Annotated in this window: 23 protein-coding genes; 16 read left to right on the top strand and 7 right to left on the bottom strand. The window is 69.6% G+C overall.

Annotated features, from left to right (window positions below):
- Positions 1–101: 101 nt before the first annotated feature.
- Entirely contained in the window at positions 102–914 is an 813-nt protein-coding gene (locus K0H49_RS08595) for an ABC transporter ATP-binding protein (protein ID WP_219211155.1), read from the top strand.
- Positions 915–935: 21 nt separating this feature from the next.
- Positions 936–2177, top strand: coding sequence for a phenylacetate--CoA ligase family protein (locus K0H49_RS08600; RefSeq protein ID WP_219211157.1), 1242 nt, complete (start codon positions 936–938; stop codon positions 2175–2177).
- A 21-nt stretch (positions 2178–2198) separates the two neighbouring features.
- Here K0H49_RS08600 and K0H49_RS08605 read toward each other — a convergent pair whose 3' ends face one another.
- Positions 2199–3185 carry an SDR family oxidoreductase gene (locus K0H49_RS08605; RefSeq protein ID WP_219211159.1) on the bottom strand — a complete coding sequence of 329 codons (987 nt, stop codon included), beginning with the start codon at positions 3183–3185 and terminating at the stop codon, positions 2199–2201.
- A 237-nt stretch (positions 3186–3422) separates the two neighbouring features.
- On the opposite strand from K0H49_RS08605, the gene K0H49_RS08610 reads away from it, so the two are divergent.
- On the top strand, positions 3423–4403 hold the full coding sequence (locus K0H49_RS08610; protein ID WP_183027965.1) for a tripartite tricarboxylate transporter substrate-binding protein: 981 nt from the start codon (positions 3423–3425) through the stop codon (positions 4401–4403).
- Between the two features lie 79 nt (positions 4404–4482).
- Here K0H49_RS08610 and K0H49_RS08615 read toward each other — a convergent pair whose 3' ends face one another.
- Positions 4483–6471, bottom strand: coding sequence for a carboxypeptidase-like regulatory domain-containing protein (locus tag K0H49_RS08615; protein ID WP_374122322.1), 1989 nt, complete (start codon positions 6469–6471; stop codon positions 4483–4485).
- A gap of 320 nt (positions 6472–6791) precedes the next feature.
- On the opposite strand from K0H49_RS08615, the gene K0H49_RS08620 reads away from it, so the two are divergent.
- Positions 6792–7775 (top strand): helix-turn-helix transcriptional regulator, encoded by a 984-nt coding sequence (locus tag K0H49_RS08620; RefSeq protein WP_219211163.1) that lies wholly within the window; start codon positions 6792–6794, stop codon positions 7773–7775.
- Between the two features lie 21 nt (positions 7776–7796).
- Here the strand turns inward: K0H49_RS08620 and K0H49_RS08625 are convergent, their stop codons facing one another.
- Positions 7797–9911, bottom strand: coding sequence for a PQQ-dependent dehydrogenase, methanol/ethanol family (locus K0H49_RS08625; protein ID WP_219211165.1), 2115 nt, complete (start codon positions 9909–9911; stop codon positions 7797–7799).
- Between the two features lie 138 nt (positions 9912–10049).
- Here K0H49_RS08625 and K0H49_RS08630 point away from each other — a divergent pair, with 138 nt between their 5' ends.
- The 3 genes from K0H49_RS08630 (at position 10050) to K0H49_RS08640 (ending at position 13378) form a co-directional block, all read left to right on the top strand.
- On the top strand, positions 10050–11297 hold the full coding sequence (locus K0H49_RS08630) for a helix-turn-helix domain-containing protein (protein WP_219211166.1): 1248 nt from the start codon (positions 10050–10052) through the stop codon (positions 11295–11297).
- 81 nt (positions 11298–11378) lie between these two features.
- Positions 11379–12401 (top strand): thiamine pyrophosphate-dependent dehydrogenase E1 component subunit alpha, encoded by a 1023-nt coding sequence (locus K0H49_RS08635; protein WP_257624635.1) that lies wholly within the window; start codon positions 11379–11381, stop codon positions 12399–12401.
- On the top strand, positions 12392–13378 hold the full coding sequence (locus K0H49_RS08640) for an alpha-ketoacid dehydrogenase subunit beta (protein WP_257624636.1): 987 nt from the start codon (positions 12392–12394) through the stop codon (positions 13376–13378). Before K0H49_RS08635 ends, K0H49_RS08640 begins: the two co-directional genes overlap by 10 nt.
- 30 nt (positions 13379–13408) lie before the next feature.
- Here the strand turns inward: K0H49_RS08640 and K0H49_RS08645 are convergent, their stop codons facing one another.
- A complete protein-coding gene (locus tag K0H49_RS08645; RefSeq protein WP_219211167.1) occupies positions 13409–14089 on the bottom strand; it encodes a peroxiredoxin-like family protein in 681 nt (226 codons plus the stop codon).
- A gap of 107 nt (positions 14090–14196) precedes the next feature.
- Here K0H49_RS08645 and K0H49_RS08650 point away from each other — a divergent pair, with 107 nt between their 5' ends.
- The gene (locus K0H49_RS08650) at positions 14197–15114 is read left to right on the top strand and encodes a LysR family transcriptional regulator (RefSeq protein WP_257624637.1); all 918 of its coding nucleotides are present in this window, start codon (positions 14197–14199) and stop codon (positions 15112–15114) included.
- Between the two features lie 16 nt (positions 15115–15130).
- On the opposite strand, the gene K0H49_RS08655 is transcribed toward K0H49_RS08650, so the two are convergent.
- Positions 15131–15898: an SDR family oxidoreductase gene (locus K0H49_RS08655; protein WP_219211168.1), complete on the bottom strand. Its 768-nt coding sequence runs from the start codon at positions 15896–15898 to the stop codon at positions 15131–15133.
- A 134-nt stretch (positions 15899–16032) separates the two neighbouring features.
- On the opposite strand from K0H49_RS08655, the gene K0H49_RS08660 reads away from it, so the two are divergent.
- Both K0H49_RS08660 and K0H49_RS08665 read left to right on the top strand, forming a co-directional pair.
- On the top strand, positions 16033–16962 hold the full coding sequence (locus tag K0H49_RS08660; protein ID WP_219211169.1) for a LysR family transcriptional regulator: 930 nt from the start codon (positions 16033–16035) through the stop codon (positions 16960–16962).
- 61 nt (positions 16963–17023) lie between these two features.
- Positions 17024–18040: a Bug family tripartite tricarboxylate transporter substrate binding protein gene (locus tag K0H49_RS08665; RefSeq protein ID WP_219211170.1), complete on the top strand. Its 1017-nt coding sequence runs from the start codon at positions 17024–17026 to the stop codon at positions 18038–18040.
- A 107-nt stretch (positions 18041–18147) separates the two neighbouring features.
- Here K0H49_RS08665 and K0H49_RS08670 read toward each other — a convergent pair whose 3' ends face one another.
- Both K0H49_RS08670 and K0H49_RS08675 read right to left on the bottom strand, forming a co-directional pair.
- Complete coding sequence (locus K0H49_RS08670; RefSeq protein WP_219211171.1) at positions 18148–18474, bottom strand: DUF1840 domain-containing protein; 327 nt, start codon at positions 18472–18474, stop codon at positions 18148–18150.
- Between the two features lie 5 nt (positions 18475–18479).
- Positions 18480–19745 carry a class I SAM-dependent methyltransferase gene (locus K0H49_RS08675; RefSeq protein ID WP_219211172.1) on the bottom strand — a complete coding sequence of 422 codons (1266 nt, stop codon included), beginning with the start codon at positions 19743–19745 and terminating at the stop codon, positions 18480–18482.
- Between the two features lie 100 nt (positions 19746–19845).
- Here K0H49_RS08675 and K0H49_RS08680 point away from each other — a divergent pair, with 100 nt between their 5' ends.
- Genes K0H49_RS08680 through K0H49_RS08705 form a run of 6 tightly spaced genes read left to right on the top strand, consistent with a single transcriptional unit; the run spans position 19846 to position 26736 of the window.
- On the top strand, positions 19846–22197 hold the full coding sequence (locus K0H49_RS08680) for a bifunctional salicylyl-CoA 5-hydroxylase/oxidoreductase (protein ID WP_219211173.1): 2352 nt from the start codon (positions 19846–19848) through the stop codon (positions 22195–22197).
- On the top strand, positions 22198–22683 hold the full coding sequence (locus tag K0H49_RS08685; protein ID WP_219211174.1) for a MarR family winged helix-turn-helix transcriptional regulator: 486 nt from the start codon (positions 22198–22200) through the stop codon (positions 22681–22683).
- Positions 22680–23534, top strand: a complete 855-nt coding sequence (locus K0H49_RS08690) for an enoyl-CoA hydratase family protein (protein WP_219211176.1) — start codon at positions 22680–22682, stop codon at positions 23532–23534. The genes K0H49_RS08685 and K0H49_RS08690 overlap by 4 nt, the downstream gene beginning before the upstream one ends.
- A 3-nt stretch (positions 23535–23537) precedes the next feature.
- The gene (locus tag K0H49_RS08695) at positions 23538–24725 is read left to right on the top strand and encodes an acyl-CoA dehydrogenase family protein (protein ID WP_219211178.1); all 1188 of its coding nucleotides are present in this window, start codon (positions 23538–23540) and stop codon (positions 24723–24725) included.
- Positions 24726–24730: 5 nt separating this feature from the next.
- On the top strand, positions 24731–26341 hold the full coding sequence (locus K0H49_RS08700) for an AMP-binding protein (RefSeq protein WP_219211181.1): 1611 nt from the start codon (positions 24731–24733) through the stop codon (positions 26339–26341).
- Complete coding sequence (locus K0H49_RS08705; RefSeq protein ID WP_183028365.1) at positions 26338–26736, top strand: RidA family protein; 399 nt, start codon at positions 26338–26340, stop codon at positions 26734–26736. The genes K0H49_RS08700 and K0H49_RS08705 overlap by 4 nt, the downstream gene beginning before the upstream one ends.

Raw genomic sequence — 26736 nt, forward strand, 5'->3', positions numbered from 1 at the left:
GAGGGCCCGCGCGCAGCGCGGCGCCCTCCCCGTCGGCTCCTTGCGAGCCGGCATCTGAAAGGCGCGCGCAGGCCCGCCTTCCACATGCTTCGGACACCACCATGAGCGAACCCAACATCCTTCTCAACGTCAACGGCATCGAGGTCATCTACAACCACGTGATCCTGGTGCTCAAGGGCGTGTCGCTGACCGTGCCCGAAGGCGGCATCGTGGCGCTGCTCGGCGGCAACGGCGCGGGCAAGACCACCACGCTGCGCGCGGTGTCGAACCTGCTCGCGGGCGAACGCGGCGCGGTGACCAAGGGCACGATCGAGCTGCGCGGCGAGCGCATCGAGGCGCTGTCGCCCGCGGCGCTGGTGCAGCGCGGCCTGATCCAGGTGATGGAGGGCCGCCACTGCTTCGCCCACCTGAGCATCGAGGACAACCTCCTGACCGGCGCCTACACGCGCACCGACGGCAAGGCCGCGATCGCCGAGACGCTGGAGAAGGTCTACGCCTACTTCCCGCGCCTGAAGACCCGGCGCGCCTCGCAGGCGGCCTACACCTCGGGCGGCGAACAGCAGATGTGCGCCATCGGCCGCGCGCTGATGGCCAACCCCACCATGGTGCTGCTCGACGAGCCCTCGATGGGGCTGGCGCCGCAGATCGTCGAGGAAGTGTTCGCGATCGTGAAGGACCTGAACGAGAAGGAGCGCGTGACCTTCCTGCTGGCCGAGCAGAACACCAACATGGCGCTGCGCTTCGCCGACTACGGCTACATCCTCGAGAACGGCCGCATCGTGATGGACGGCGAGGCCCAGAGCCTGCGCGAGAACGAGGACGTCAAGGAGTTCTACCTCGGCGTCGGCGGCGCCGACCGCAAGAGCTTCAAGGACGTCAAGAGCTACAAGCGCCGCAAACGCTGGTTGGCATGAGCGCGCGACGGAACCGAATCCATGACTGATTTCTACGACGCACTCGAAGCCCGCGACCCCGCCCAGCGCGAGGCCGCCCTGCTGGCCGCCCTGCCCCGCCAGATCGCGCACGCGCAGGCCGCGGCGCCTGCTTTCGCCACGCTGCTCAAAGGCGTCGACGCCACCCAGGTCACGAGCCGCGAGGCGCTGGCGAAACTGCCCGTGATCCGCAAGTCCGAGCTGCTGGAGCGGCAGAAGCAGCTGCGCGCGAGCGACCCCTTCGGCGGCTTCAGCGCGATCGCGCGCGGCCCGGCCATGCTGCGCGTGTTTGCCAGCCCCGGCACCATCTACGAGCCCGAGGGTGCGACCCGCGACTACTGGCGCACCGCGCGCGCGCTGCATGCCGCGGGCTTTCGCAGCGGCGAGCTGCTGCACAACAGCTTCAGCTACCACATGACGCCGGCCGGGGCGATCCTGGAGAACGGCGCGCATGCGCTGGGCTGCACGGTGTTCCCGGGCGGCACCGGCCAGAGCGAGCAGCAGGTCGAGGCCATGGCCGAGCTGCGGCCCGACGGCTACATCGGCACGCCCAGCTTCCTGCGCATCCTGCTGGAGAAGGCGGCCGCCATGAACGTGGCGCTGCCCAGCCTGACCAAGGCGCTGCTGTCGGGCGAGGCCTTCCCGCCCAGCCTGCGCGACTGGCTGGCCGAGCGCGGCATCGACGGCAAGCAGTGCTACGCCACGGCCGACCTGGGCCTGATCGCCTACGAGACCGGCGCCCGCGAAGGCTTGGTGCTCGACGAAGGCGTGATCCTCGAGATCGTGCGTCCCGGCACCGGCGACCCGGTGCCCGAGGGCGAGGTCGGCGAGGTGGTGGTGACCACCTTCAACCGCGACTACCCGCTGGTGCGCTTCGGCACCGGCGACCTCTCGGCCGTGCTGCCGGGCCACTGCCCCACGGGCCGCACCAACACCCGCATCAAGGGCTGGATGGGCCGGGCCGACCAGACCACCAAGGTGCGCGGCATGTTCGTGCACCCGGGCCAGGTCGCGACCGTGCTCAGGCGCTTCCCGGACGTGCTGCGGGCCCGCCTGGTGGTCGAGGGCGAGATGGCCGACGACCGCATGACGCTCAAGGTGGAAGCGGCTTCGGCCGACATGGCCGCACAGATCGCCGAGGCGATGCGCGACGTGACCAAGCTGCGCTGCACGGTCGAGGTGGTCGCGCCGGGCTCGCTGCCCAACGACGGCAAGGTGATCGAGGACGCCCGCAGCTACAAGTAGGGCCTGTTCACCGGCCCGTGCTCAGATCGCCGCCACGCTGCCCGTCACCGGCAGCACGATGCCCGTGATGTAGCCCGCGCACACCGGCGAGGCCAGGAACACATAGGCCGGCGACAGCTCCTCGGGCTGGGCCACGCGCTTGAAGTCGGTCTCCTTGCCGAACTTGCGCACGTCGGCGGGCTTCTTGTCGGCCGGGTTGAGCGGCGTCCACACCGGCCCGGGCGCGACCGCGTTGACGCGGATGCCGCGGTCGATCACGTTCAACGCCAGCGCCTTGGTGAACGCATGGATCGCGCCCTTGGTGGCCGAGTAGTCGATCAGGTTGCGGCTGCCCTGCAGCCCGGTGCGCGAGCCGGTGTTGACGATCGATGCGCCGTTCTTCATGTGCGGCAGCGCGGCGCGCGCCATGCGCAGGTAGCCGCCGATGTTGGTCTGCAGCGTGAGGTCGATGCGCGCGTCGTCGATGTCCTCCAGCTGCTCGGCATGCATCTGGAAGGCCGCGTTGTTGACCAGCACGTCGAGCCGGCCGAAGGCCTTCACGGTGCGCGCCACCGCGCGTTCGCAGAACGCCGTGCGCCGCACGTCGCCGCGGATCAGCAGGCAGCGCCGCCCCTCGGCCTCGACCGCGGCCTGCGTTTCCTTCGCATCGGCGTCTTCGTCCAGGTAGACGATCGCCACATCGGCGCCTTCGCGTGCGAACAGCACGGCCACGGCGCGGCCGATGCCCGAGTCGCCGCCGGTCACGATGGAGGCGAAGCCGGCCAGCTTGCCGCTGCCGCTGTAGCCGGGTGCGGTGTAGCGCGGGCGCAGCGCCATGTCCTTCTCGCGGCCGGGCTTGGCCAGGTGCTGGCCCGGCAGCGTGTCGGGCTGCGCCCGGTCGCCGGCCTGCACCGCGCGGGTCTTCTTGCGCGACGCGGGGGCGGCGCGGTCGCGCGCATCCTGGCTGCGCTGGATGGCGCGCTGGCGCGCGACGAGGGAACGGGTGGGGGTGGCGGCGGACTTGGCCATGCGGCGGACTCCTGGGTTGGCACGATGCGGCCCATGCTGGCCAGCGCAGGGCCTCGGCGGTGTCGGCCAACGCCCTGCGCCGGGCGCCGAAAGCGCCACGTCCGGTCCCCCTGTGCGCACGCGATCCGGGCGCTGCCACCCCAAAAAATAGGGGTTATTTCTAAGGGCATTCCGGGATGAACCCAACACGTATCAGCCCGTAAGATCGCGCCCTTTGAACCCTCCGGAGTGCTTTTCATGAAGAAACTGTTCGCAATGGCCGCCATTGCCGCCACCGTCTCAGCAGGGGCCTTCGCCCAGAACTTTCCGGACGGCAAGGTCATCACGATCGTGGTGCCCTTCGCAGCCGGCGGCCCGACCGACCGCGTGGCGCGCGACCTGGCCGAAGCCATGCGCAAGCCGCTGGACGGCGTGAGCATCGTGATCGACAACGCCGCCGGCGCGGGCAGCACCATCGGCAACGCCAAGGTCGCACGTGCCAAGGCCGACGGCTACACGCTGCTGCTCACGCACGTGGGCATGGCCACCACGCCGGTGCTCTACCGCAAGCTGCCCTACAACTACGAGACCGACTTCGAGTACCTGGGCCTGATCAACGACGTGCCCATGACCGTGATCGGCAAGCCGCAGCTCGAAGCCAACAACTTCAAGGAACTGCGCGAGTGGATCGGCAAGAACCCGGGCAAGGTGAACCTGGGCAACGCGGGCATCGGCTCGGCCTCGCACCTGTGTGGCCTGCTGTTCCAGAGCGAGCTGAAGGCGGAAATGACCACCGTGCCGTACAAGGGCACGGCGCCTGCCATCGCCGACCTGCTGGGCGGCCAGATCGACCTGCTGTGCGACCAGACGACCAACACCACGAGCCAGATCGAGGCGAAGAAGGTCAAGCCGTACGCGGTGACCACGCTCAAGCGGCTGACGACGCCGGCCTTGAAGGACATCCCGACGCTGGACGAGTCGGGCATGAAGAACTTCCAGGTCACGATCTGGCACGGGCTGTACGCGCCCAAGGGCACGCCGCCGGCGGTGCTCAAGAAGCTCAACGACGCGGTCAAGGTGGCGCTCAAGGACCCGGACTTCATCAAGAAGGAAGAGGGCCTGGGTGCGGTGGTGGTGACGGACAAGCGCGTGGAGCCGGCCGAGCACAAGAAGTTCGTGCAGGCGGAAGTCGCGCGCTTCGGCCCGGTGATCAAGGCCGCGGGCGTGTACGCAGACTGATCTCGCGCTTCGCTTGAACAGACAAAGCCGCCGGCCCTTCGGGACCGGCGGCTTTTTCAATGGTGGTGACAGCGGGAGATCAGGGCTGCGCGACGGTCCAGACTTCGAAGTTCTTGCGCACGTCGCCCTGGCGGGCGGTGCGCGACAGGAAGGAGAAGGTGCTCACCGTGGTGCCCGTGTTGTATTGCGTGTAGATGCCGTTGACCGGCGCGCAGTGCGTATCGGTCGACGCTACCGGCTGGCAATAGACGACGGTCTTGCGCGCCGTGTTGCGCACGGTCGCGGAGTCGCTGAAGCGGGCGCCGTCATCGCCGGCGGCACGACCGACGGCAGTCAGCGATGTCGGGGCGAGCGCGCCCTCGGGCACCACCCAGGCGTCGGCGTTGCCCGGCGCGATGAAGTCGATGTTGTTCGCCTCGTGAGCCACCGGGTCCGCATAGCCGAAGACGATCCCGCGCGCGCTGGCCTGGCTGGCCGCCAGCAGGTCGGCCCGCATGGCAGGGACCAGCTCGACGGTTGGCGTCTGCACGGCCTCGGCGAGCGTGGGTGCACGGGAGACGGTACGCACGTACTGGACCTGGTTGGGCGTGGCCGTGTTGGCATGGAAGAACTCCAGCTTCCACACCGACTGCTCGGGAATCGCACGGATCTGCGCCTCCGTGTAGGCCGGGCTGGCGAAGTACGAGCCGGTCTCCACCGCACTCGGGCTGCCGCCCTGGGCCGGGTCCACGAAGCGTGACGCAAGGCGCAGTGTCGACGTGTTCAGGGCCGTTGCACCCGTGCCGTCCCGCGTGATGACCAGTGTGCTCGAGCCGGCCTTCGGGATCAGCACCACTTCGCGCTCAGGCAGCGAGGGCGTCGTGACCACGACCTTCTTGAACAGCGGGGCGCCCTCGCCATCTCGCAGGTTGTCGACCGTGACGGTGTAGCCCACCGAGTGGTAGTTGAGGTTCTGGTGCTTCAGGTAATCGCGCTTCTCGCTCTGCGGCCGCACGAAGGCGCGGTAGGGATAGACGGTGGGCGTGAGCTTCAATGCCCCGTCCACGATCCTGGCGTTGAAGAAATCGTTGTCGGTGTTGCCCAACACGTCGGTCCAGCGGTGGGTGAACAGGATCTCGCCGTTGGGATGGAAGAACTCGAAGTTGCCGCGGTCGTATTTGATGTTGGTCGGGCCGGCGCGGAACAGGCTCTCGAACGAGCGGCGCGCGCCGCTGGCGACCCGACCCACGGGAGCACCGGCCGAGACGAAGTTGGCCGGGTCGTCGCCCACGAACAGCGTGCGGCAGGCCGGCGCGACAACGTTCGAGGCGCCCCCGTAGGCATTGCCGTCGGGCTGGATCGTGCTGTTGACGCGCTGGTTCAACGGCAGCGCGTAGCAGGCGTTGATCCGGTCGAGCAGCGCCTGCACCATCGCCGGCGTGGGCGGCGTGACCAGCGCCGTGTCGCTGATCGCTGGCAGGGGCGTGATGCTCGCATCGTCGCTGCGGAACACGATGGACAGCGGCGCACTTGCATCATCGGCCGGCAACGCCTTGACGGTGACCTCGATGCTCGCGGCGCTGCCGTCGGGCCGCACCGACACGTTGATCGTGTCGAGCACGCGGTCCTGGCCCGTGCCGTCGGCCTTGAACACGCCGCTCATCGGGTCGAAGGTGGTGTTGAGCGCGGTCAGCAGCGGCTGCAGCGCGGCGATGAGCTTCGCCACCTGTTCGCTGATCGCGGCGGCGGTGACCGTGCCGGCCGCACCGGCCAGCTTCGACGGATCGCCCTGCGGCGCCAGCTGCGCCGCGACGATGGTCGTCAGCGGCGTGACGTTGGTGGTACCGGTCGCGGCGCTGGCGGTGATGCTGTAGAGCGTCTGGTCGCCACGCACGGCCTGGATCACCAGCGGCGCCTGGGTGCCGGCGGCCAGCGTGCAGGTGTAGCCGCCCTCGGGCGTGGTGCGCACCTCGCAGACCGGCTTGCCGTCACGGTCGAACACCGTGAGCGCGGCATCGGCGAAGGGCGCGCCGGTTGCGACGGTGCCCGTGAGGGTCGTGGCCGCGGCGGGCGGATCGCCGCCGCTCACGGGCGGCGCACTGGACGCATCGCTGCCGCCCCCACCGCCGCACGCCGTCAACAAGGCAAGGACAAGAACAGACAGGGCACAAGGAATCGTCCGGGCGGAAAGGGTCATGGAGCAGCTCTTGGAAAGAAGGTTGAGAGGCCGGCAGCACCGGGGCCCGCAAACAATAACTTTCACTTTTCCCAAAACAAATGATGCAAATGCACCATTCTTCGAACGCCGGAACAGAGTGCGAAATTCAAAGAAAAGAGGCGGAAAGTGCGCGCCGCAAGATCCCCCGAACAAGGGATGCGCCCGTCCGCCGTGACGGGAACACTGGGGCGATGAACCGGCCCGTCCCGCATGACTTCAGCACGCTGCTCCTGCAGCTGTACCGGCTCTCGCACGAACTGCCGATCCATGTCTTCCAGGACGCGGCGCTCGACCTCATCAAGCCGGTGCTGCCCTTCGACGCATCGATGTGGGGCACGGCGACCACCGCCGCCGAGGGCATCGACGTGCACACGCTGCACCTGCACCAGAAGACCCCTGAAATGATGGCCGAGTACGAGCACCACAAGCACCTTGACTCCGCGGCAGCGAGCCTCTTCGACAAGGGGCATGACACCAGGGGTTTCAACTCGGCGCGCTGGTTCAATGCACCGAAGGACGCGCCGCTGCTGGATTTCCTGCAGCGCCATGAGCAGAACAACATCTTCATCACCGTGGACAGTGACCCGCGGTCCAACTTCATGCAATGGGTCTCGCTGTTCCGCGTCGACCCGGAGGCGCATTGCAGGCCCGAGGAAGAAGGCCTGCTGGCCAGCCTGTCGCCGCACCTCATGCAGGCGCTGGCGCTCAACCGCGTGATGCACCTGGACCGGACGCGCTCACCGAATGCCGATGCGCCCGGCCACGGTTCGGCGATCGCCGACCTGAAGGGCGCGATCTACCACTGCGACGTGCGCTTCGTCGCGCTGATGCAGGAGGAGTTCACGGGCTGGCCGCGCCAGGCGCTGCCGCCTGCGTTGCTCGAACACTTCATGACGGTGCAGGCGGCCTACCTGGGCCGGCATGTGGCGCTGACGTACCGGCTCGAACAGCGCCTGCTGTTCCTCGGCATCCGCCCGCGCTGTCGCGCCGACGGCCTCACGCCGCGCGAGCGCACGGTCGCCGAGCTGCTGGCGCGCGGCGACACGCACAAGGACATCGCCGCCCTCCTGAGCCGCTCGCCGGCCACGGTGCGCAACCACATCCAGTCGATCTACGACAAGCTGGAGGTGGGCAACGTGGCCGGCCTGATCCACGAGCTGCAGCTCGCGGGCTGAGCGGCCCGGCCCCGCTTCACTTCACTTCGGCCGGATCGCGTCGGCCGTGCCCTGGATGAAGGCCTTGAGGCTGTCGATGTCGTCGTTGCTGAGCTTGCCCGTGAAGTCGGGCATGCCGCGTGCCATGGCCGGCCCCTTGAGCACGAACTTGTCGAGGTTCTCGATGTAGGCCGGGTCCATATAGCCGAGGTTGGGGATGTTGCCGCCGCGGTCCACGCCCGGCACGCCGTGGCAGAACACGCAGTTGGCGACATAGAGCATCGTGCCCGCCTGCACCTTGGCCGGGTCGTACTTCACGCCCTGCACCAGCTTGTCCATGCGGTACTGCACGAACTCCGGCATCTTGGCCGTGCCGCCGACCGCGAAGGTGTAGACCGTGCCCGGGCCCTGCCGTTCGGTGGCGCGCTGGGCCAGGCCATAGACGCCGCCCCAGCCCACGGCCACCGACACGTACTGCTTGCCATCGACCATGTAGGTCGCGGGTGCGGCCACCACGCCGGTGCCGGTGGGCGATTCCCAGAGCTTGGTGCCGTCCTTGGCGTCGTAGGCCACCAGCCGGCCGTCGGCCGTGCCCTGGAACACCAGGTTGCCGGCGGTGGTGAGCGTGCCGCCGTTCCAGGGCGATGCGTAGTCCACGCCCCAGGCCTCCTTCTGCGCCACCGGGTCCCAGGCCACCAGCCGGCCGAAGGGCTTGCTCTTGGGCGCCTCGGCGTTGGCGAACTTGGCGGTGTTCCAGCCCAGCGCGGCATGCGGGCGGCCGGGCTTGTCCTCGTCGAACTTCCAGTCCTTGTCGTCCATCAGGTTGAGCGGCACGTGCTGCGCGGGCAGGTAGGCCAGGCCGGTCTGCGGATTGAAGGACATCGGATGCCAGTTGTGCGCGCCGAAGGGGCCGGGGATCGCGTCGTAGGGCTTGCTGCCGTCGCGCGCGGCGGCCAGTTCGATCGGGCGCCCGTTCTTGTCGTAGCCCGTGGCCCAGTTGACCTCGGTGAAGTTCTTGGCCGACACGAACTTGCCGTTGGTGCGATCGATCACGAAGAAGAAGCCGTTCTTCGGCGCATGCAGCAGCACCTTGCGCGGCTTGCCGTCGACCTTGAGGTCGGCCAGGATCATCGACTGGGTCGAGGTGTAGTCCCAGTTGTCGCCCGGCGTCTCCTGGTAGTGCCACTTGTACTTGCCGGTGTCGGGGTCGAGCGCCACCACCGAGCCCAGATAGAGGTTGTCGCCGCCCTTCGGGCTGCGCGCCTTGTGCGACCAGGGCGAGCCGTTGCCGGTGCCCACGTACATCAGGTTGAGCTCGGGGTCGAAGGCGAAGCTGTCCCAGGCGGTGCCGCCACCGCCCGCTTCCCAGTACTTGGCCGAAGGGTCCCAGGTCTTGGCGGCCTTGGCCATCGAGGCATCCTCGAAGGGCTTGGACGGATCGCCCGGCACCACGAACCAGCGCCATTTCTGGTCGCCGGTCTTCGCGTCGTAGGCCGTGACGTAGCCGCGCACGCCGTACTCGGCGCCGCCGTTGCCGATGATCACCTTGCCCTTGAACACGCGCGGTGCGCCGGTGATGGTGTAGCTGCCCTTCTGGCCCTCGATGGTGTTCTTCTCCCAGGCCTTCTGGCCCGTGGCCGCGTCGAGCGCGATCAGCCGGCCGTCGTAGGCCGCCACGTAGACCTTGCCCTGGTAGAGCGCCACGCCGCGGTTCACCACGTCGCAGCAGCCGCGGAAGCCCTTGGACTTGTCGACCTGCGGGTCGAAGCTCCAGAGCCGGCGGCCGGTGCGCACGTCGATGGCATGCACCACGCTCCAGGAGGCGGTGACGTACATCACGCCGTCGACCACCAGCGGCGTGGCTTCCACGCCGCGCGTCGACTCGAGGTCGTAGGACCACACCAGGCCCAGGCCCTTGACGTTCGCGCTGCTGATCTGGTCGAGCCGGCTGAAGCGGGTCTCGGCGTAGTCGAGTCCGTGGCTGGGCCAGTCGGGTGTCTTGGCGGCGTTCTGCCGGATGAAGTTGCCGTCGACCTTGGCCGCGGTGGCCTGCAGGTGGGCGGTCGAGCCCTTGGCGGCGGGCTGCGCGTGCGCGGGAAAGACATGGCCCGCGCACAACCATGCGCCGAGCGCGATGGCGCCGGTGATTCTTCTCATCGTGTCGTCTCCTGTTGTTCTTGCGCGAAGGATGTTCCTTCGGCGCACTTTGTTCACCCTCGGGATTTCCCGGTCCCGCGACTGTTCCATTGCGGAACACAGTCGACAGCTTGCATTTGCGCCCTGCAGGCAGCACCCATGGCTCACCGAACGCTCCCGTCAGACGCCATTCCTCGCGAACTCTTCCCCCGCACGGTCGCCCAGCGGACCGCGCTGGCGCGCCATCAGTTCTTCGAGCAAGGCATCCGGCCCTCGGGCCTGGTGGGCGAGGAGGTCATCCAGTCGTGGCTGCGCTGCAGCCGCCTGCACCGCGATCCCAAGCGGATCGTGCCCTTCGACCCGGTCACGCCCAGCCGCCGGCAATCGGTGGTGCAACGCAACCGGGCGCTGATCGACGCGGCCGGCCCCGACCTGCTCGCGATGGAAGGCACGCTCGCGGGGACCGACTGCCGGGTGCTCCTGACCGACCGCGACGGCGTGGTGCTGCATGCCACGCACCATCCCGCCGCCGCGCGCCAGCCCGTGCTGCACGCCACCTCGCGCGTGGGCGTGAACATCGCCGAGGGCGTCGTGGGCACCACCGCGCCAGGCATCGTGGCCCGGACCGGCAAGGCCTGCACGGTCGACGGCGCCGAGCACTTCTTCGACGTGCTGCACAGCATGCAGTGCGCGGCGGCCCCGATCCGCGACGTGCACGGGCGGCTGGCCGGCGTGCTCGACCTCACGGCGGAGCAACGGCACTTCGGCTTCGATGCGGCGGCGATGGTCGGCCTGTATGCGACGACCATCGAGAACCGCCTGATGCAGGCACAGTCGCGCGAGCAGCTGGTGCTGCGCTTCCAGGCCCACCCGACGCTGCTGGGCACGCCGCTGGAAGCGCTGGCGGGGGTGTCGTCCGATGGCCATGTGCGCTGGCTCAACGATGCCGCCGCGCGCCTGCTGGGCAGCCTGCCCGCGGCGGCGGCGGAGCGCGCCGTCGAACAGGTGCTGGGCCACGACCTGGCCAGCCTGCTGCGCGTGGGCCGCAGCACGGCGGCGCTGGCGCTGCGCCTGCCGAGCGGGCTCGGCGTGTGGCTGCAGGCTGCGCTGCCGTCGTCGCACGGCACCGACTTCCGGCATGCGGTGGTGGTCGGGCGTGCGCCGGCCACGGTGGCCGACGCGCCGCCCGCGGTCGTGGCGCCCGCGCCGCCTGCCGCCACCCCGCCATCGGCCACGGCCACGGCCGAGACGCTGCGCGCGCAGCACCGCAAGCTGATCGAGGACACGCTCCAGGCGCAGGGCGGCAACATCTCGCAGGCCGCGCGCCAGCTGGGCGTGTCGCGGGGCACGCTGTACCGGCAACTGCGACGCAGCCCGGGTACCGAGAAGCCGCCGTCTGGAGGTTAGCCCTCAGCGCCGCCGGCGCAGCCTTCGTTACGATCACCGGGACGCGTCAAAAAAGAACCGGCGCGCTGGAGACAAGACGACATGGATTTGAACTTCCCCCCGGCGGAACGCGCGCAGGCGCTCTACCGCACGATGCTGCGCATCCGCGCCTTCGAGAACGCCGCCGAGATCGCGAGCCAGGGCGGCGTGAGCGCCTATGGCCAGCAGGCGACCGGCACGGTGCGCGTGCGCGGGCCGCTGCACCTGTCGACCGGCCAGGAGGCCGTGCCGGCCGGCGTGTGCGCGCACCTGAAGGCCGCCGACTACCTGACCTCGACCCACCGCGGCCACGGCCACACGCTGGCCAAGGGCGCCGACCTGGGCCGCATGATGGCCGAGCTGTTCGGCAAGGCCACCGGCTTCAACGGCGGCAAGGGCGGCTCGATGCACATCGCCGATTTCTCGGTCGGCATGCTGGGCGCCAACGGCGTGGTGGCGGCCGGCCTGCCGATCGCGGTCGGCGCGGCGCATGCGCAGAAGATCCAGAAGCAGGACGCGATCACCGTCTGCTTCTTCGGCGACGGCGCGATCAACCGCGGGCCCTTCCTCGAAGCGCTCAACTGGGCGCAGGTCTACAGCCTGCCGGTGCTCTTCGTCTGCGAGGACAACCGCTGGAGCGCGACGACGGCCAGCGGCCCGATGACTGCGGGCGACGGCGCCTCGGTGCGCGCCGAGGCGCTGGGCATCGCGGCCACGCAGGTCGACGGCAACGACGTGTTCGCGGTGCATGCGGCCGCGGCCCGGCTGGTCGACCAGGTGCGCAGCGGCAGCGGGCCGCGCCTGCTGCACGCGCTGACCTACCGCGTGAAGGGCCATGTGTCGGTCGATCCGGCCGCCTACCGCGACCCGGCCGAACTGGCCGCGGCGCTCGAGACCGACCCGATCGCCCAGGCCCGCGCCCGTTGCCTGCAGGCGGGCACGGCCGCCGCGCTGCTCGACGCCATCGAGGCCGAGGCCCATGCCGAAGTCGAGGCCGCGCTCGCGGCCGCGGCCGCCGCGCCCTGGCCCGAGGCCGGCGCCGCCTTCACCGACATCCAGACCACGGGAGCCGGTCAATGGCACTGAACGACACGACGATGACGACGACGACGGACATGAGCTACGCCGAGGCCGCGGTGCTGGCGGTGCAGCGCGAGATGGAGGCCGACCCGAAGGTGGTGGTGCTGGGCGAGGACGTGGGCCGCGGCGGCATCTTCGGCCAGTACAAGGGGCTGCAGCAGCGCTTCGGCGACCAGCGCGTGATCGACACGCCGATCAGCGAGGCCGCGATCATGGGCGCCGGTGTGGGCATGGCGCTGGCGGGCCTGCGCCCGGTGGTCGAGATGCGCGTGGTCGACTTCGCGCTGTGCGGCATGGACGAGCTGGTCAACCAGGCCGCGAAGAACCGCTTCATGTTCGGCGGCCAGGGCCGCGTGCCGCTGGTGGCGCGCATGCCCGGCGGCATCTGGGACGCCTCGGCCGCGCAGCATTCGCAGTCGCTCGAAGCCTGGTTCGCGCACATGCCGGGCCTGGTGGTGGTGAGCCCGTCGACGCCGCAGGACAACTACAGCCTGCTGCGCGCGGCCCTGCAATGCGGCGACCCTGTCGTCTACATCGAGCACAAGGCGCTGTGGGGCGCGCGCGGGCCGGTCGACGAGACGCTGGCCGTGCCGCTGGGCAAGGCGGCCTGCCTGCGCCAGGGCGATGCGCTCACGCTGGTGAGCTGGGGCAAGCAGTTGCAGGCCTGTGCCGCGGCCTGCGATGCGCTGGCCGCCGAAGGCCTCGCCGTCGAGCTGATCGACCTGCGCACGCTCTGGCCCTGGGACCGCGAGACGGTGCTGTCCTCGTGCGCGCGCACCGGCCGCCTGCTGGTGGTGCACGAGGCGGTGCAGGCCGCGGGCTTCGGCGCCGAGATCGCGGCCACCGCGGCCGAGGCCACGGGCTGCCGCATCGCGCGGCTGGGCGCACCGCGCATCCCGGTGGGCTATGCGCAGGTGCTGGAGACGCAGTCGCGCGTCACGGCCGAGGCGATCACGGCCGCCGCGAAAAAGCTGCTCGGCTGAGGGCCGCGCCGGTTCCCGCGCGCGGACCCGTCAGGCCGCGACGCCGCGCTGCAGGCGATCCAGCACCGGCAGCAGCTCCGAGGGATCGGGCCGGCGCGTGTAGTCGGGGTTGACCTCGGCATAGGCGATGACGCCGTCGGGCGCGATCACGTAGCGCGCCGGCATCGGCAACGTCCAGCTCGGCTCGTCGTTGATCACGGCCAGGTCCTTCTTCAGCGTGTCGCGGTAGAGCGCGATCAGGTCGTCAGGCAGCCTGAAGCGCAGGCCGAAGGCGGCCGCCACCGCGTTGCCGGGGTCCGAGAGGATCGGGAATTCCAGCTGGTTGTCGCGCGCCGACTTGCGGCTGTTGGCCGGCGTCTGCGGCGACACCGCGGCCAGCCCGGCACCGCGCTCGCGCAGGGCCGGCAGCGCCTCCTGCAAGGCCTGCAGGTCCATGTTGCAGTACGGGCACCACACGCCGCGGTAGAAGGTCAGCACCAGCGGGCCGCGTGCCAGCAGGTCGGTGGATGCATGCGCCACACCGTCGGCGTCCTGCAGCGTGAAGGCGGGCGCGGTGTCGCCGGCCTGGAGCGCACGCTCGGCCGCGCCGGAAGCCACGAGTTCGGCCGTGGCGCGGTGCATCACCTCGTGGATCCACGCGGGCGCGTTGCGCGGCGGGCCGCCGGCTTCGAAGTTGGCGCGGAAGGCGGCGAGTTTTTCGGGCAATGACATGGTGGATCTCCAGTGAGGCCGGCACCGGAAGCGGCACCGTGACCTCACTGTCTTTCATTCGACACACGAGCGGTAGCAGGCCTCAATGACTAAGATCCATCCATGAATTGCATGAATCGGACGCCATGACCGACCGGCTGGGTGCCTTGAAGCTGTTTGTGCGCGTGGCCCGCGCCGGCAGCTTTTCGCGCGCGGGGCGCGAACTCGGCCTGTCGCAGCCCTCCGTCTCGCGCGTGATCGCCGCGCTCGAGCAGGAGGTGGGCGCGGGCCTGCTGACGCGCACCACGCGCGCGCTCACGCTGACGGAGGCCGGGGCCGATTACCTTGCGCGCGTCGAGCCGATCCTCGCGGCGCTGGAAGAGGCCGATTACGCCGCGCGCGGCACGGGCGAGTTGCGCGGCGTGCTGCGGGTGGCGCTGTCGTCGAGCTTCGCGGTGCGCGAGGCGATACCGCGGCTGCCGGCCTTCATGGCCCTGCACCCGGCGTTGCGCATCGAGCTGCTCATGAGCGACCAGTACCAGGACCTGGTGAGCGCGGGCGCCGACGTGGCGCTGCGCTTCGGCGCCCTGCCCGACTCCAGCGCCACCGCGCGCCGGCTCTGTGCCTTCGAACGCGTGCTGGTGGCCTCGCCGGCCTACCTGGCGCGCGCCGGTGCGCCGCGCGTGCCGGACGACCTGGCCGGGCATGCGGTGATCGCGGGGCCGAGCGGCGTGCACTGGCACTTCGAGCGCGACGGACGCGCCCTGTCCGTCAGGGTGGAAGGCCAGCTCGGCATCTCGATCAACGAAGGCGCGGTGGCGGCCGCGGTCGCGGGCCTGGGCATCACCTCCACCGCCATCCTGGGCTGCCGCGCCGAACTCGAAAGCGGCGCGCTGACGCGGGTGCTCGAAGGCTGGCGCATGGCCCCCGTCGACCTGCATGCCGTGTTTCCCGCCGGGCGCGCGGCCAAGCCCGCGGCCCGCGCGCTGGCCGCGCATCTGGCCACCGGCCTGGCGGGGTTGGCGGACGCACCAGCCGCCGGCTGAACTCCGCGCCGGGCACTCAGGCCGCGAAGCCGCCGTCGATGTTCAGGCCGGCACCGGTCACGAAGGCCGCCTCGGGGCTGGCCAGGTAGGCCACCATGCCGGCGATCTCGTCGGCATGGCCGTGGCGGGCCAGGGCCATGAAGCCGTGCATGGTCGCGGCCATCGGGCCGTCGGCCGGGTTCATCTCGGTGTCGACCGGGCCGGGCTGCACGTTGTTGACCGTGATGCCGCGCGGGCCCAGGTCGCGCGCCAGGCCCTGCACCAGGCCGGTCAGCGCCGACTTGCTCATCGCATAGACGCTGCCGCCCGCGAATGGCATGCGCTCGGCGTTGGTGCTGCCGATGTTGACGATGCGCCCGCCCGTGCCCATGTGCGCCAGCGCGGCCTGGATCGCGACGAACACGGCGCGCACGTTGACCGCGAGCGTGCGGTCGAAGTCGGCCAGGCTGAACTGCTCGATCGGGCCCAGGTGCAGCACGCCGGCGCTGTTCACCAGGATGTCGATGCGCCCGCCGAAGTGCTTCGCGGCCCGGTCGATGCCGGCCTTGAGCGCATCGGCGTCGGCGCTGTCGATCTTCAGGGCCAGTGCGCGGCCGCCTTCGGCTTCGAGCGTACGCACGAGCTCGTCGGCCGCGGCCTGCGCGTTGCTGTAGCTGAAGGCCACGGCCGCGCCGTCGCGCGCCAGCCGGCGCACGATGGCGGCGCCGATGCCGCGCGAGCCGCCGGTGACGAAGGCGACCTTGCCGGCCAGCACGGGGGAGAGGGATGCAGTGTTCGAGGTCATGGTTTGTCCGATCGCTTGAGGCGGGAGTGGAGGAGGAAGGCCTTCAGTGTCGGCATTCCATTCCTTCTCCGGTAGCCATCAATGACCGCAAGAAGCTTCAACCCGAAGTTGAAGATGCGCATGACAATGCGGCCATGGAACCGCTCAACCATCTCGCGTCCTTCGTCCAGAGCGCCGAAGGCGGCAGCTTCTCCGCCGCGGCGCGGCGCCTGGGACTGACACCGGCGGCGGTGAGCAAGAACGTGGCGCGGCTCGAGGCGCGGCTGGGCGTGCGGTTGTTCCAGCGCAGCACGCGCCGCCTCACGCTGACCGAAGGCGGCGAACGCTTCCTCGCGCAGATCGGTCCTGCACTGGCCACGCTGCAGGACGCGGTGGCCGGCCTCGACACCGACGACGGCCAGCCGGCCGGCACGCTCAAGGTGAGCATGGGACAGGCCTTCGGGCGCGAACATGTGCTGCCGCTGATGGGCGACTTCCTCGCGCGCTACCCGGCCATCCTGCCCGACTGGCACTTCGACAACCAGCAGGTCGACCTCGTCGGCGAAGGCTTCGATGCGGCCATCGGCGGCGGCATCGAATTGTCTGCGGGGCTGGTGGCGCGCGAGCTGGCGCGCATCCACGTGGTGGCGGTGGCCTCGCCCGCGTACATGAAGGGCCGCAAGCGGCCGCGCCACCCTTCGGAACTGGCCGCGCTCGACACGCTGCTGCGCCGCTCCTCGCCCACGGGCCGGCTGCGCGGCTGGACGCTGCGGCATGCCGCGCGCGGCGAGGAGGTCACGGTCGAGCTGCCACATCCGCGCGCGATCTTCAACGACCCCGAAGCCATCGCGCAGGCCACGCGCATGGGGCTGGGCGCGGCCATGCTGCCGATGCCCTTCGTCGAACGCGGCCTGCGCGACGGCGAGCTGCTGCGGCTGCTGCCCGAGTGGTACCAGGATGCCGGCGCGGTGTGGCTCTACTACCCGAGCAAGAAGCTGCTGCCGCCGAAGACGCGCGTGTTCATCGACTTCGTGCTGGCGCGCTTTCGGCAAGAGCAATTCGCCCAGCGCATGCAGGTCGGCTGAGCGACCGGCTCAGGGGGTTTCCACTCGCGACGCCCGCGGTGCGCGCCTGTACAACACGCGCATGACCTCTTCCCTCTTCTCCTCGCACCGCCGCACTGCGCTGGTTGCAGCCGCCACCGCCCTCACCGTGATCGCCGCCCCCGCATGGGCGCAGGGCGCCTGGCCGAACAAGCCGGTGCGCATCGTCGTGCCCTTCGCGGCCGGCGGCACCACCGACATCCTGGCGCGGGCCATGGCGCCCGAGCTGTCCAAGGCCTTCGGCCAACCCTTCATCGTGGACAACCGCGGCGGCGCGGGCGGCAACGTGGGCACCGACATGGTGGCCAAGGCACCGGCCGACGGCTACACGCTGCTGATGGGCACGGTGGGCACGCACGGCATCAACCGCGCGCTCTACCCCAAGCTGCCCTTCGACCCGATCAAGGACTTCGCGCCGGTCACGATGGTCGCCGCGGTACCCAACGTGATGGAGATGAACGCCGACAAGGCCAAGGCGCTCGACATCCACAACGTGCAGGACTTCATCCGGTACGCCAAGGCCAATCCGGGCAAGCTCAACATGGCGTCCAGCGGCAGCGGCACCTCGATCCATCTGGCCGGCGAGCTGTTCAAGAGCATGACCGGCAGCTTCATGACCCATATCCCCTACCGGGGTTCAGGGCCCGCGCTGCTCGACATGGTGGGCGGCAGCGCCGACGTGATGTTCGACAACCTGCCTTCGTCGATGCAGCAGATCAAGGCCGGCAAGCTGGTGGCCCTGGCCGTGACCAGCGCACAGCGTTCGCCCGCGCTGCCCGACGTGCCCACGGTCGAGGAAGCCGGCGGCCCCGCGCTCAAGGGCTTCGAGGCCAGCTCGTGGTTCGGCCTGCTCGCGCCCGCGGGCACGCCGCCCGAGATCGTGAGCCGGATCCAGCAGGAGGTCGCGAAGTCGCTGGGCACGCCGGCCATGAAGGAAAAGCTGCTCGCGCAGGGCGCGATCCCCAGCGGCAATTCGCCGGCCGAGTTCGCGAAGCACATCGAGCGCGAGCACACCAAGTGGGCCAAGGTGGTCAAGGACTCCGGCGCGAAGGTGGACTGACCTCCGTAGGCTGCGCGCACGGCGTGTCGCGTGCGCCCGCCCCTTTCCGGGGGGGTCGCACCAGCGGCCCGGCGAAGCCGGTTCCGCCGTGCTTCACGACGAAGAGGTCAGACTCCCCAGACGACGTCCTTGCCTTCCGCGGACGAGCGCTTGAGCATGTCGATCAGGGGCGCGGCGCGCTGGTGCAGCGCCACGTGCTCGCGCTCGGCGGGCTCCTCGTGCTTCTCGGACGCGAAGGCGTCGTCGTTGTTGCGGTGCTGCGCGTGCTCGCGCGCGATGGCGGCCTCGAGCGCGGAGATGGCGCCGGGAATCTGGTCGCTGGTGATGATGCCTTGTGCACCGGGTGCCTTGCCGATGACCTCGAGCAATTGACGCGCATTGGGTTCGAGCATCACGACGTCGGCGGTGGCCTGAGATTTGAAACGGTAGAGCATGTTCTTTACTTGTAGATGAAGTCCCGGACGAAAGGGTACACCGATTGCGCACCGCGCATCGAACCGCCCTTGACCTCACCGTCCGGTCGCGTCGCCAGCATCTGGTGCAGCGCGATCCAGCCCCGCTCGAAACTCATCGCCGAGCCTGCCAGATACAGGCGGTACGCACGCAGGATGCGCTCGGCCCGCTCGTCGTCGGTGCTGGTGCGGCGCAGCACCGCCCGGGCCTCGTCGAGCTGGGCCTCCAGTGCATCCGACCAGGCCCACAGCGTGCGCGCGTAGTGCGGCCGCAGGTTCTCGGTGTCGACCATCTCCAGGCCCGAGGCGGCCGTGTCGCGCAGCACCTGCGTGACATGCAGCAGCTCGCCGCCCGGGAAGATGTACTTCTCGATGAAGTCGCCCATGCCCGCGCCCAGCTGCTGGTAGTCGAGCTGGCCCGAGGTGATGCCGTGGTTCATCACCAGGCCGCCCGGCTTCAGCAGGTCGTGGATGTGCTGGAAGTAGGTCGGCATGTTGGCGCGCCCCACGTGCTCGAACATGCCCACCGAGGAGATCTTGTCGAAAGGCTGCGCGGTGTCGAGCAGGCGGTAGTCGCGCAGCTCGACGCGCACGCGGCCCTGCAAGCCCTTTTCCTCGATCAGCCGCTGCACGTGCGCATGCTGGTTCTTCGACAGCGTGATGCCCGTGGCGTCCACGCCGTAGTGCTCGGCGGCCCACAGCAGCAGCCCGCCCCAGCCCGAACCGACGTCGAGATAACGCTCGCCGGGCTTGAGCATGAGCTTGCGGCAGATGTGGTCGAGCTTGGCCTCCTGGGCCTGCGCCAGCGTCAGGTCCTCGCTGCGGTAGTAGGCGCAGGAGTAGACCCGGCGCGGGTCCAGCCACAGCGCGTAGAAGTCGTCCGAGACGTCGTAGTGGAACTCGATCTGCGCCGCGTCCTTGCCCAGCGTGTGCGAGCCGCGCGACTTGGCGCGCCGCATGAGGCGCGACCACCAGCCGGTGTCGGTCTCGGCCGGGTTGCCCGGCAGCAGGCCGGCGGCCGCGTCGGTCAGGTCGCGCATCGCGCCGTCGATCTGGACGCGGCCCTCGACATAGGCCTCGCCGATGGCACCAATCTGGCGCGCCGCCAGCTTGGCCAGCGAGGTCCAGTCCTCGAAGGCCAGCGTGACCCGGGAACCAGGCTGGGAGACGGTTCGACCGTCGGGCAGCTGCAGCGCGATGGGCACCGGCAGGCTGGCAAGTTGAGACTCGATCTTCGGTATCAGGCTTGGCATGGCGATGATTTTTCCCAGCCGCTCGACACGCGTCAACCGCCCCCCTCCTAAGACCCTTCCCCCATTGACACCCAAATGTTTATGCCTAAACTATTTATCCATGAACATCCTCGCGCCATCCCTGCAACGCATCCTGTGCATCGGCGGTGGGCCCGCGGGCCTGTACTTCGCCCTGCTGATGAAGGCTCGCCATCCGCACCTCGAGATCACCGTGGTCGAACGCAACCGGCCCTTCGACACCTTCGGCTGGGGCGTGGTGCTCAGCGACCAGACGCTGGCCAACCTGGCGGCCGCCGAAGCGGAAACGGCCGCGCTCATCGGCCAGTCCTTCCATCACTGGGACGACATCCAGGTCTTCTTCAAGGACCGCCAGGTGCGCTCGGGCGGCCACGGCTTCTGCGGCATCGGGCGCAAGCGGCTGCTCAACATCCTGCAGGAACGTTGCCTCGCGCTGGGCGTGGACCTGGTGTTCGAGACCGATGCCACCGATGACCAGGCGCTGGCCGCGCAGTACCGCGCCGACCTGGTGATCGCCAGCGACGGCCTCAACAGCCGCATCCGCACGCGCTACGCCGAGGTGTTCCAGCCCGACATCGACCAGCGCAAGTGCCGCTTCGTCTGGCTGGGCACGCACCAGACCTTCGATGCCTTCACCTTCGCCTTCGAGGAAACCGAGCACGGCTGGTTCCAGGCCCATGCCTACCAGTTCGACGACGAGACCTCGACCTTCATCGTCGAGACGCCCGAAGAGGTCTGGAAGGCGCACGGCCTCGACCAGATGGAGCAGCCCGAGGCCGTGGCCTTCTGCGAGAAGCTGTTCGCCAAGTACCTGGGCGGCCATGCGCTGATCAGCAACGCCTCGCACCTGCGCGGCTCGGCCAACTGGATCCGCTTCCCGCGCGTGATCTGCAAGCACTGGACGCACCGCGTCGAAGTCGACGGCAGGACCGTGCCCGTGGTGCTGATGGGCGACGCCGCCCACACCGCGCACTTCTCGATCGGCTCGGGCACCAAGCTGGCGCTGGAAGACGCGATCGACCTGGCCGACGAGTTCGGCCATGGCGGCGACATCGACGAGGTGCTGGTGGGCTACGAGGCACGCCGCAGCGTCGAGGTGCTGAAGATCCAGAACGCCGCGCGCAACTCCACGGAGTGGTTCGAGAACGTCTCGCGCTACACCGGCATGCAGGTCGAGCAGTTCGCCTATTCGATGCTCACGCGCAGCCAGCGCATCAGCCACGAGAACCTGCGGCTGCGCGATGCGGCCTGGCTCGGCGGCTACGAGAAGTGGCTGGCCGGCGGCCAGAAGATCGCCCCCATGCTCACGCCGCTCAAGGTGCGCGGGCTCGAACTCAAGAACCGCATCGTGGTCTCGCCGATGGCCACCTACAGTGCGGTCGACGGCCTGCCGCAGGACTTCCACCTGGTGCACCTGGGCGCGCGCGCCATGGGCGGCGCCGCGCTGGTCTTCGTCGAGATGACCAGCCCCACGCCCGAAGGCCGCATCACGCCGGCCTGCCCCGGCCTCTATACCGACGAACAAGGCGCCGCGTTCAAGCGCATCGTCGACTTCGTCCACACGCAGACCAGCGCCAGGATCGGCATGCAACTGGGCCACAGCGGCCCCAAGGGCTCGACGCAGGTGGGCTGGGAAGGCACCGACGAACCGCTGCCCGCGGGCAACTGGCCGCTGATCGCCGCCAGCGCGCAATCCTACGGCGCGCAGAACCAGACGCCGGCCGCGATGACGCGCGCCGACATGGACACGCTGCGCGAGCAGTTCGTCGCGTCCACGCGCCGCGCCGCCGAGGCCGGCTTCGACTGGCTCGAGCTGCACTGCGCACACGGCTATGTGCTGGCTTCCTTCCTGAGTCCGCTCACCAACCAGCGCACCGACGACTACGGCGGCGACATCGCGCACCGTGCGCGCTACCCGCTGGAGGTGTTCGAAGCCATGCGCGCGGCCTGGCCGGCCGAGCGCCCGATGAGCGTGCGCATCTCGGCCCACGACTGGGCGCCCGGCGGCAACACCGACGACGACGCGGTCGCGATCGCGCGGCTGTTCAAGGCCGCGGGCTGCGACTTCATCGACGTGTCCTCGGGCCAGACCACGCGCGACGCCCAGCCGATCTACGGCCGCATGTACCAGACGCCCTTTGCCGACCGCATCCGCAACGAGGTCGGCATCGCGACCATCGCGGTGGGCGCGATCACCGACGCCGACCAGGCCAACAGCATCATCGCGGCCGGCCGCGCCGACCTGTGCGCCGTCGCGCGCCCGCACCTGGCCGACCCGGCCTGGACGCTGCACGAGGCCGCCAAGCTGCAGAGCCGCCATGTCGACTGGCCCAAGCAATACACCGCGGGCCGCGACCAGCTGTACCGCGAGATCGCCAAGCAGCAGGCCCTGGCCGCCGGCCCGGCCGCGCTGCAGGCAGAAGAGGAGCGCTGAATGGACCTCGAAGCCCGCGCCCACAGCGAACACCCCGACGAGTTGCGGCTCTGGCTGCGGCTCTTGACCTGCACCCAGCTGATCGAGAAGGAAGTGCGCAACAGCCTGCGCGAGCAGTTCGCCACCACGCTGCCGCGCTTCGACCTGATGTCGCAGCTCGAACGTTCGCCCGAAGGGCTGAAGATGAACGAGCTCTCACGCCGCATGATGGTCACGGGCGGCAACGTGACCGGCATCACCGACCAGCTGGTGGCCGAGGAACTGGTCGAGCGCGTCAACGTCGAGGGCGACCGGCGCGCCTGGCGCGTGCGCCTCACGACACGCGGCCGCGCACTCTTCAACGAGATGGCACACCAGCACGAAGCCTGGATCGTCGAGGCCTTCGCCGGCCTCGCGCCCAAGGAGATCACCCAGCTGCACAAGCTGCTCGGCAAGGTCAAGCAGCACACCCACCCCCAGACGAACACAGAGACGGAGACCGAATGAAGCACTACATCGGCGCGGGCAATCCCATGCATGCGCAATTCGAAGCCAAGGCCGGCTACCAGGCCACGCACTTCCAGTGGACCTATGAAGACGGCGTGGGCACCGTCACGCTCAACCGGCCCGAGCGCAAGAACCCGCTGACCTTCCAGTCGTATGCCGAACTGCGCGACCTGTTCCGCGCGCTGCACTACGCCACCGACGTGAAAGCCATCGTCGTGACCGGCGCCGGCGGCAACTTCTGCTCGGGCGGCGACGTGCACGAGATCATCGGCCCGCTCACCAAGATGAGCATGCCCGAGATGCTCGAGTTCACGCGCATGACCGGCGACCTGGTGAAGGCGATCCGCCAGTGCCCGCAGCCCATCATCGGCGCCATCGACGGCATCTGCGCCGGCGCCGGCGCGATGATCGCGCTGGCCTGCGACATCCGCTACGGCACGCCCGCCACGCGCACCGCCTTCCTGTTCACGCGCGTCGGCCTGGCCGGTGCGGACATGGGCGCCTGCGCGCTGCTGCCGCGCATGATCGGCCAGGGCCGCGCCTCGGAGCTGCTGTTCAGCGGCCGCGCGATGACCGCCGACGAAGGCCTGGCCTGGGGCTTCTTCAACGCGCTGCATGCGAGCGACGCGGTGCTGGCCGCGGCCACCAAGATGGCGCGCGATCTCGCGGCCGGCCCGACCTTCGCGCACGGCATGACCAAGACCATGCTGTCGCAGGAGTGGTCGATGACCATCGAGCAGGCGATCGAAGCCGAAGCGCAGGCCCAGGCCATCTGCATGCAGACGGCCGACTTCACGCGCGCCTACGAAGCCTTCGCCGCCAAGCAGAAGCCGGTCTTCGGCGGAGACTGAACCATGTCCGTCTCCAAGGTCGATCCCTCGACGGCGCACCTGGCGCTGCCCTTCTTCGATGACGCGCACCGCGAACTCGCGCACGGCCTGCTGCCCTGGACCGCCGCGCAGGACGTGGACGAGCGCGACGACCGCGCGGCCTGCCGCGACTGGGTCCGGCGCCTGGGCGATGGCGGCTGGCTGCGCTACTGCGTGCCCGCGGCCTTCGGCGGTGCACTCGAGCGCCTGGACTCGCGCGCGCTGGTGCTGCTGCGCGAGACGCTGGCCTTCCATTCGCCGCTGGCCGACTTCGCCTTCGCGATGCAGGGCCTGGGCAGCGGCGCGATCACGCTCGCGGGCAACGCCGCGCAGCAGTCGGACTACCTGAGCGCGGTCGCGCGCGGCGACAAGATCGCGGCCTTCGCCTTGAGCGAACCCGAGGCCGGCTCCGACGTGGGCGCGATGGCGATGCAGGCCGTCGACACCGGCAGCGGCTGGCGACTCGACGGCGCCAAGACCTGGATCAGCAACGGCGGCATCGCCGACTTCTACGTGGTGTTCGCCAAGACCGACCCCGCCGGCGGCACGCGCGGCATCACGGCCTTCATCGTCGATGCCGATGCCAAGGGCCTCGACACCAGCGAGCACATCCAGGTGATGGCACCACATCCGCTCGCCACGCTGCGCTTTGGTGCCTGCGAGGTGCCGCACGGTGCGCAGCTGGGCGATCTGCATGGCGGCTTCAAGCTCGCGATGCGCACGCTCGACATCTTCCGTGCTTCGGTGGCCGCGGCCGCACTGGGCATGGCGCGCCGCGCCTTGAGCGAAGCCATCGCGCATGCCAAGTCGCGCCGCATGTTCGGCCAGACCCTGGCCGATTTCCAGCTCACGCAGGCCAAGCTCGGCGACATGGCCGCGCTGGTTGACAGCGCCGCATTGCTCACCTACCGCGCGGCCTGGATGCGCGACGAAGGCGAGCGCATCGGCAAGCCCTTCGCCGACTACACCGCGGCCGCGGCGATGGCCAAGATGTGCGCCACCGAGAACGCGCAGCGCGTGATCGACATGGCACTGCAGATGCACGGCGGCAGCGGCGTGCAGGTGGGCACGAAAGTTGAGAGTCTCTACCGTGACATCCGCGCGCTGCGCATCTACGAAGGCGCGACGGAGGTCCAGCAACTGATCATCGGCAAATCCGTCCTGCGGGAGTAGACACCTTGAGCGCACAAATCGACCGTTTCGTCCACGATGGACTTCCGCCTGCGGATCAATTGCCGGTCTTCCGGTACGACCTGCCGGAACTGCAACTGCCCGACCAGTTGAACCTGGTCGAGGAACTGCTGGACAAGGCGGGGGCCAAGGGCTTCGCCGACCGGCCGATGCTGCGTTCTCCCACCCGCACCTTGAGCTACGCGCAGGCGGCCGTCGAAGTCAACCGCATCGCGCAGGTGCTGACCGAGGACCTGGGCCTGGTGCCCGGCAACCGCGTGCTGCTGCGCGGCGGCAACTCGATCCCGATGGCGCTGGCCTGGCTCGCGGTGGTCAAGGCGGGCCTGATCGCGGTCGCGACCATGCCGCTGCTGCGCGCGCGCGAACTCGGCGACATCCTCGACAAGGCCAAACCCACGGTCGCGCTGTGCGAGGCCCGGCTGCTCGACGACATGCAGGTCGCGCAGAAGGCGAATCCGGTGTTGAAGACCATCGTGGCCTTCAAGTCGGACGCGCCCGATGCGCTCGAGGCGCTGGCCGCGAAGAAGCGCGGCGTGTTCACCGCCTGCCCCACCGCCGCCGACGACATCGCGCTGCTGGCCTTCACCTCGGGCACCACCGGCAAGCCCAAGGCGCCGGCCACCACGCACCGCGACGTGCTCGCGATGTGCGAGACCTGGCCGCGCCATGTGCTCAAGGCCCGGCCCGAGGACATCGTGATGGGCTCGCCGCCGCTGGCCTTCACCTTCGGCCTGGGCGGCCTGCTGGTCTATCCGATGTGGGCCGGCTCCTCGGTCTACTACCCCGACATCCCGTACACGCCCGAGGGCATGGTCAAGCTGATCAACGAGACCGGCGCCACCATCGTCTACACCGCGCCCACCTTCTACCGGCAGATGGCGCCCTTCGCCAAGCAGCTGGGCACGCCCACGCTGCGCATCACGGTGAGCGCGGGCGAGGCCTTGCCCGACGCCACGCGCCAACTGTGGAAGGATGCGACCGGCATCGAGATGCTCGACGGCATCGGCGGCACCGAGGTGTTCCACATCTACATCTCGGCCGCCGGCGCCGACGTGCGGCGCGGTGCCGTGGGCAAGGCCGTGCCCGGCTTCACCGCCAAGGTGGTCGACGACGAAGGCCATGAAGTGCCGCGCGGCACCGTCGGCAAGCTGGCCATCCAGGGGCCGGTGGGCTGCCGCTACTTCGACGACCCGCGCCAGGCCAAGTACGTCAAGAACGGCTGGAACTACCCGGGCGATGCCTTCCGCCAGGACGAAGACGGCTACTTCTTCTACCAGGCGCGCGACGACGACATGATCATCACCGCCGGCTACAACGTCGGTGGTCCCGAGGTCGAGGACGCGCTGCTGCAGCACCCGGCCGTGGCCGAGTGCGGCGTGGTCGGCAAGCCCGACGAGGACCGCGGCATGATCGTCAAGGCCTTCTGCGTGCTCAAGCCCGGCATCACCGGCGACGCCGCGCTGTGCAAGGCACTGCAGGACCACGTCAAGGCCGCCATCGCGCCCTACAAGTACCCGCGCGAGATCGAATTCGTCGACGTGCTGCCCCGCACCGAGACCGGCAAGCTCCAACGCTTCAAACTGAGACAGAACACATGATGAACAAGCTACTGCAACCACCGGGCTGGCTGCCACCCAAGGGCTACGCCAACGGCATCGCCGCGCGCGGCACCCAGATCTTCGTCGGCGGCCAGATCGGCTGGAACGCGCAACAGGTCTTCGAGACCGACGACTTCATCGCGCAGACCGGCCAGGCGCTGCGCAACATCGTCGAGGTGCTGCGCGAGGCCGGCGCCGGGCCCGAGCACATGGTGCGCATGACCTGGTACATCACCGACCGCGACGAATACAACCGCCGCCTGGCCGAGCTGGGCCCGGTCTACCGCGACGCGATGGGCCGCAACTTTCCCGCGATGACCTGCGTGCAGGTGGCGGCGCTGGTGGAGACGCGCGCCAAGGTGGAGATCGAAGTGACGGCGGTGCTGCCGGACTGA

It is taken from the genome of Variovorax boronicumulans (assembly GCF_019352895.1).
GTDB classification, from domain to species: Bacteria; Pseudomonadota; Gammaproteobacteria; order Burkholderiales; family Burkholderiaceae_C; genus Variovorax; species Variovorax boronicumulans_A.

Bases quoted from the DNA above. Each gene is read 5' to 3' on its own strand.
- K0H49_RS08655 (WP_219211168.1), bottom strand. From the start codon at position 15,898: ATGACCTCGAACACTGCATCCCTCTCCCCCGTGCTGGCCGGCAAGGTC.
- K0H49_RS08680 (WP_219211173.1), top strand. From the start codon at position 19,846: ATGAACATCCTCGCGCCATCCCTGCAACGCATCCTGTGCATCGGCGGT.
- K0H49_RS08665 (WP_219211170.1), top strand. From the start codon at position 17,024: ATGACCTCTTCCCTCTTCTCCTCGCACCGCCGCACTGCGCTGGTTGCA.
- K0H49_RS08660 (WP_219211169.1), top strand. From the start codon at position 16,033: ATGGAACCGCTCAACCATCTCGCGTCCTTCGTCCAGAGCGCCGAAGGC.
- K0H49_RS08705 (WP_183028365.1), top strand. From the start codon at position 26,338: ATGATGAACAAGCTACTGCAACCACCGGGCTGGCTGCCACCCAAGGGC.
- K0H49_RS08670 (WP_219211171.1), bottom strand. From the start codon at position 18,474: ATGCTCTACCGTTTCAAATCTCAGGCCACCGCCGACGTCGTGATGCTC.
- K0H49_RS08645 (WP_219211167.1), bottom strand. From the start codon at position 14,089: ATGTCATTGCCCGAAAAACTCGCCGCCTTCCGCGCCAACTTCGAAGCC.
- K0H49_RS08620 (WP_219211163.1), top strand. From the start codon at position 6,792: ATGAACCGGCCCGTCCCGCATGACTTCAGCACGCTGCTCCTGCAGCTG.
- K0H49_RS08600 (WP_219211157.1), top strand. From the start codon at position 936: ATGACTGATTTCTACGACGCACTCGAAGCCCGCGACCCCGCCCAGCGC.
- K0H49_RS08610 (WP_183027965.1), top strand. From the start codon at position 3,423: ATGAAGAAACTGTTCGCAATGGCCGCCATTGCCGCCACCGTCTCAGCA.
- K0H49_RS08605 (WP_219211159.1), bottom strand. From the start codon at position 3,185: ATGGCCAAGTCCGCCGCCACCCCCACCCGTTCCCTCGTCGCGCGCCAG.
- K0H49_RS08635 (WP_257624635.1), top strand. From the start codon at position 11,379: ATGGATTTGAACTTCCCCCCGGCGGAACGCGCGCAGGCGCTCTACCGC.
- K0H49_RS08695 (WP_219211178.1), top strand. From the start codon at position 23,538: ATGTCCGTCTCCAAGGTCGATCCCTCGACGGCGCACCTGGCGCTGCCC.
- K0H49_RS08675 (WP_219211172.1), bottom strand. From the start codon at position 19,745: ATGCCAAGCCTGATACCGAAGATCGAGTCTCAACTTGCCAGCCTGCCG.
- K0H49_RS08595 (WP_219211155.1), top strand. From the start codon at position 102: ATGAGCGAACCCAACATCCTTCTCAACGTCAACGGCATCGAGGTCATC.
- K0H49_RS08625 (WP_219211165.1), bottom strand. From the start codon at position 9,911: ATGAGAAGAATCACCGGCGCCATCGCGCTCGGCGCATGGTTGTGCGCG.
- K0H49_RS08640 (WP_257624636.1), top strand. From the start codon at position 12,392: ATGGCACTGAACGACACGACGATGACGACGACGACGGACATGAGCTAC.
- K0H49_RS08690 (WP_219211176.1), top strand. From the start codon at position 22,680: ATGAAGCACTACATCGGCGCGGGCAATCCCATGCATGCGCAATTCGAA.
- K0H49_RS08685 (WP_219211174.1), top strand. From the start codon at position 22,198: ATGGACCTCGAAGCCCGCGCCCACAGCGAACACCCCGACGAGTTGCGG.
- K0H49_RS08630 (WP_219211166.1), top strand. From the start codon at position 10,050: ATGGCTCACCGAACGCTCCCGTCAGACGCCATTCCTCGCGAACTCTTC.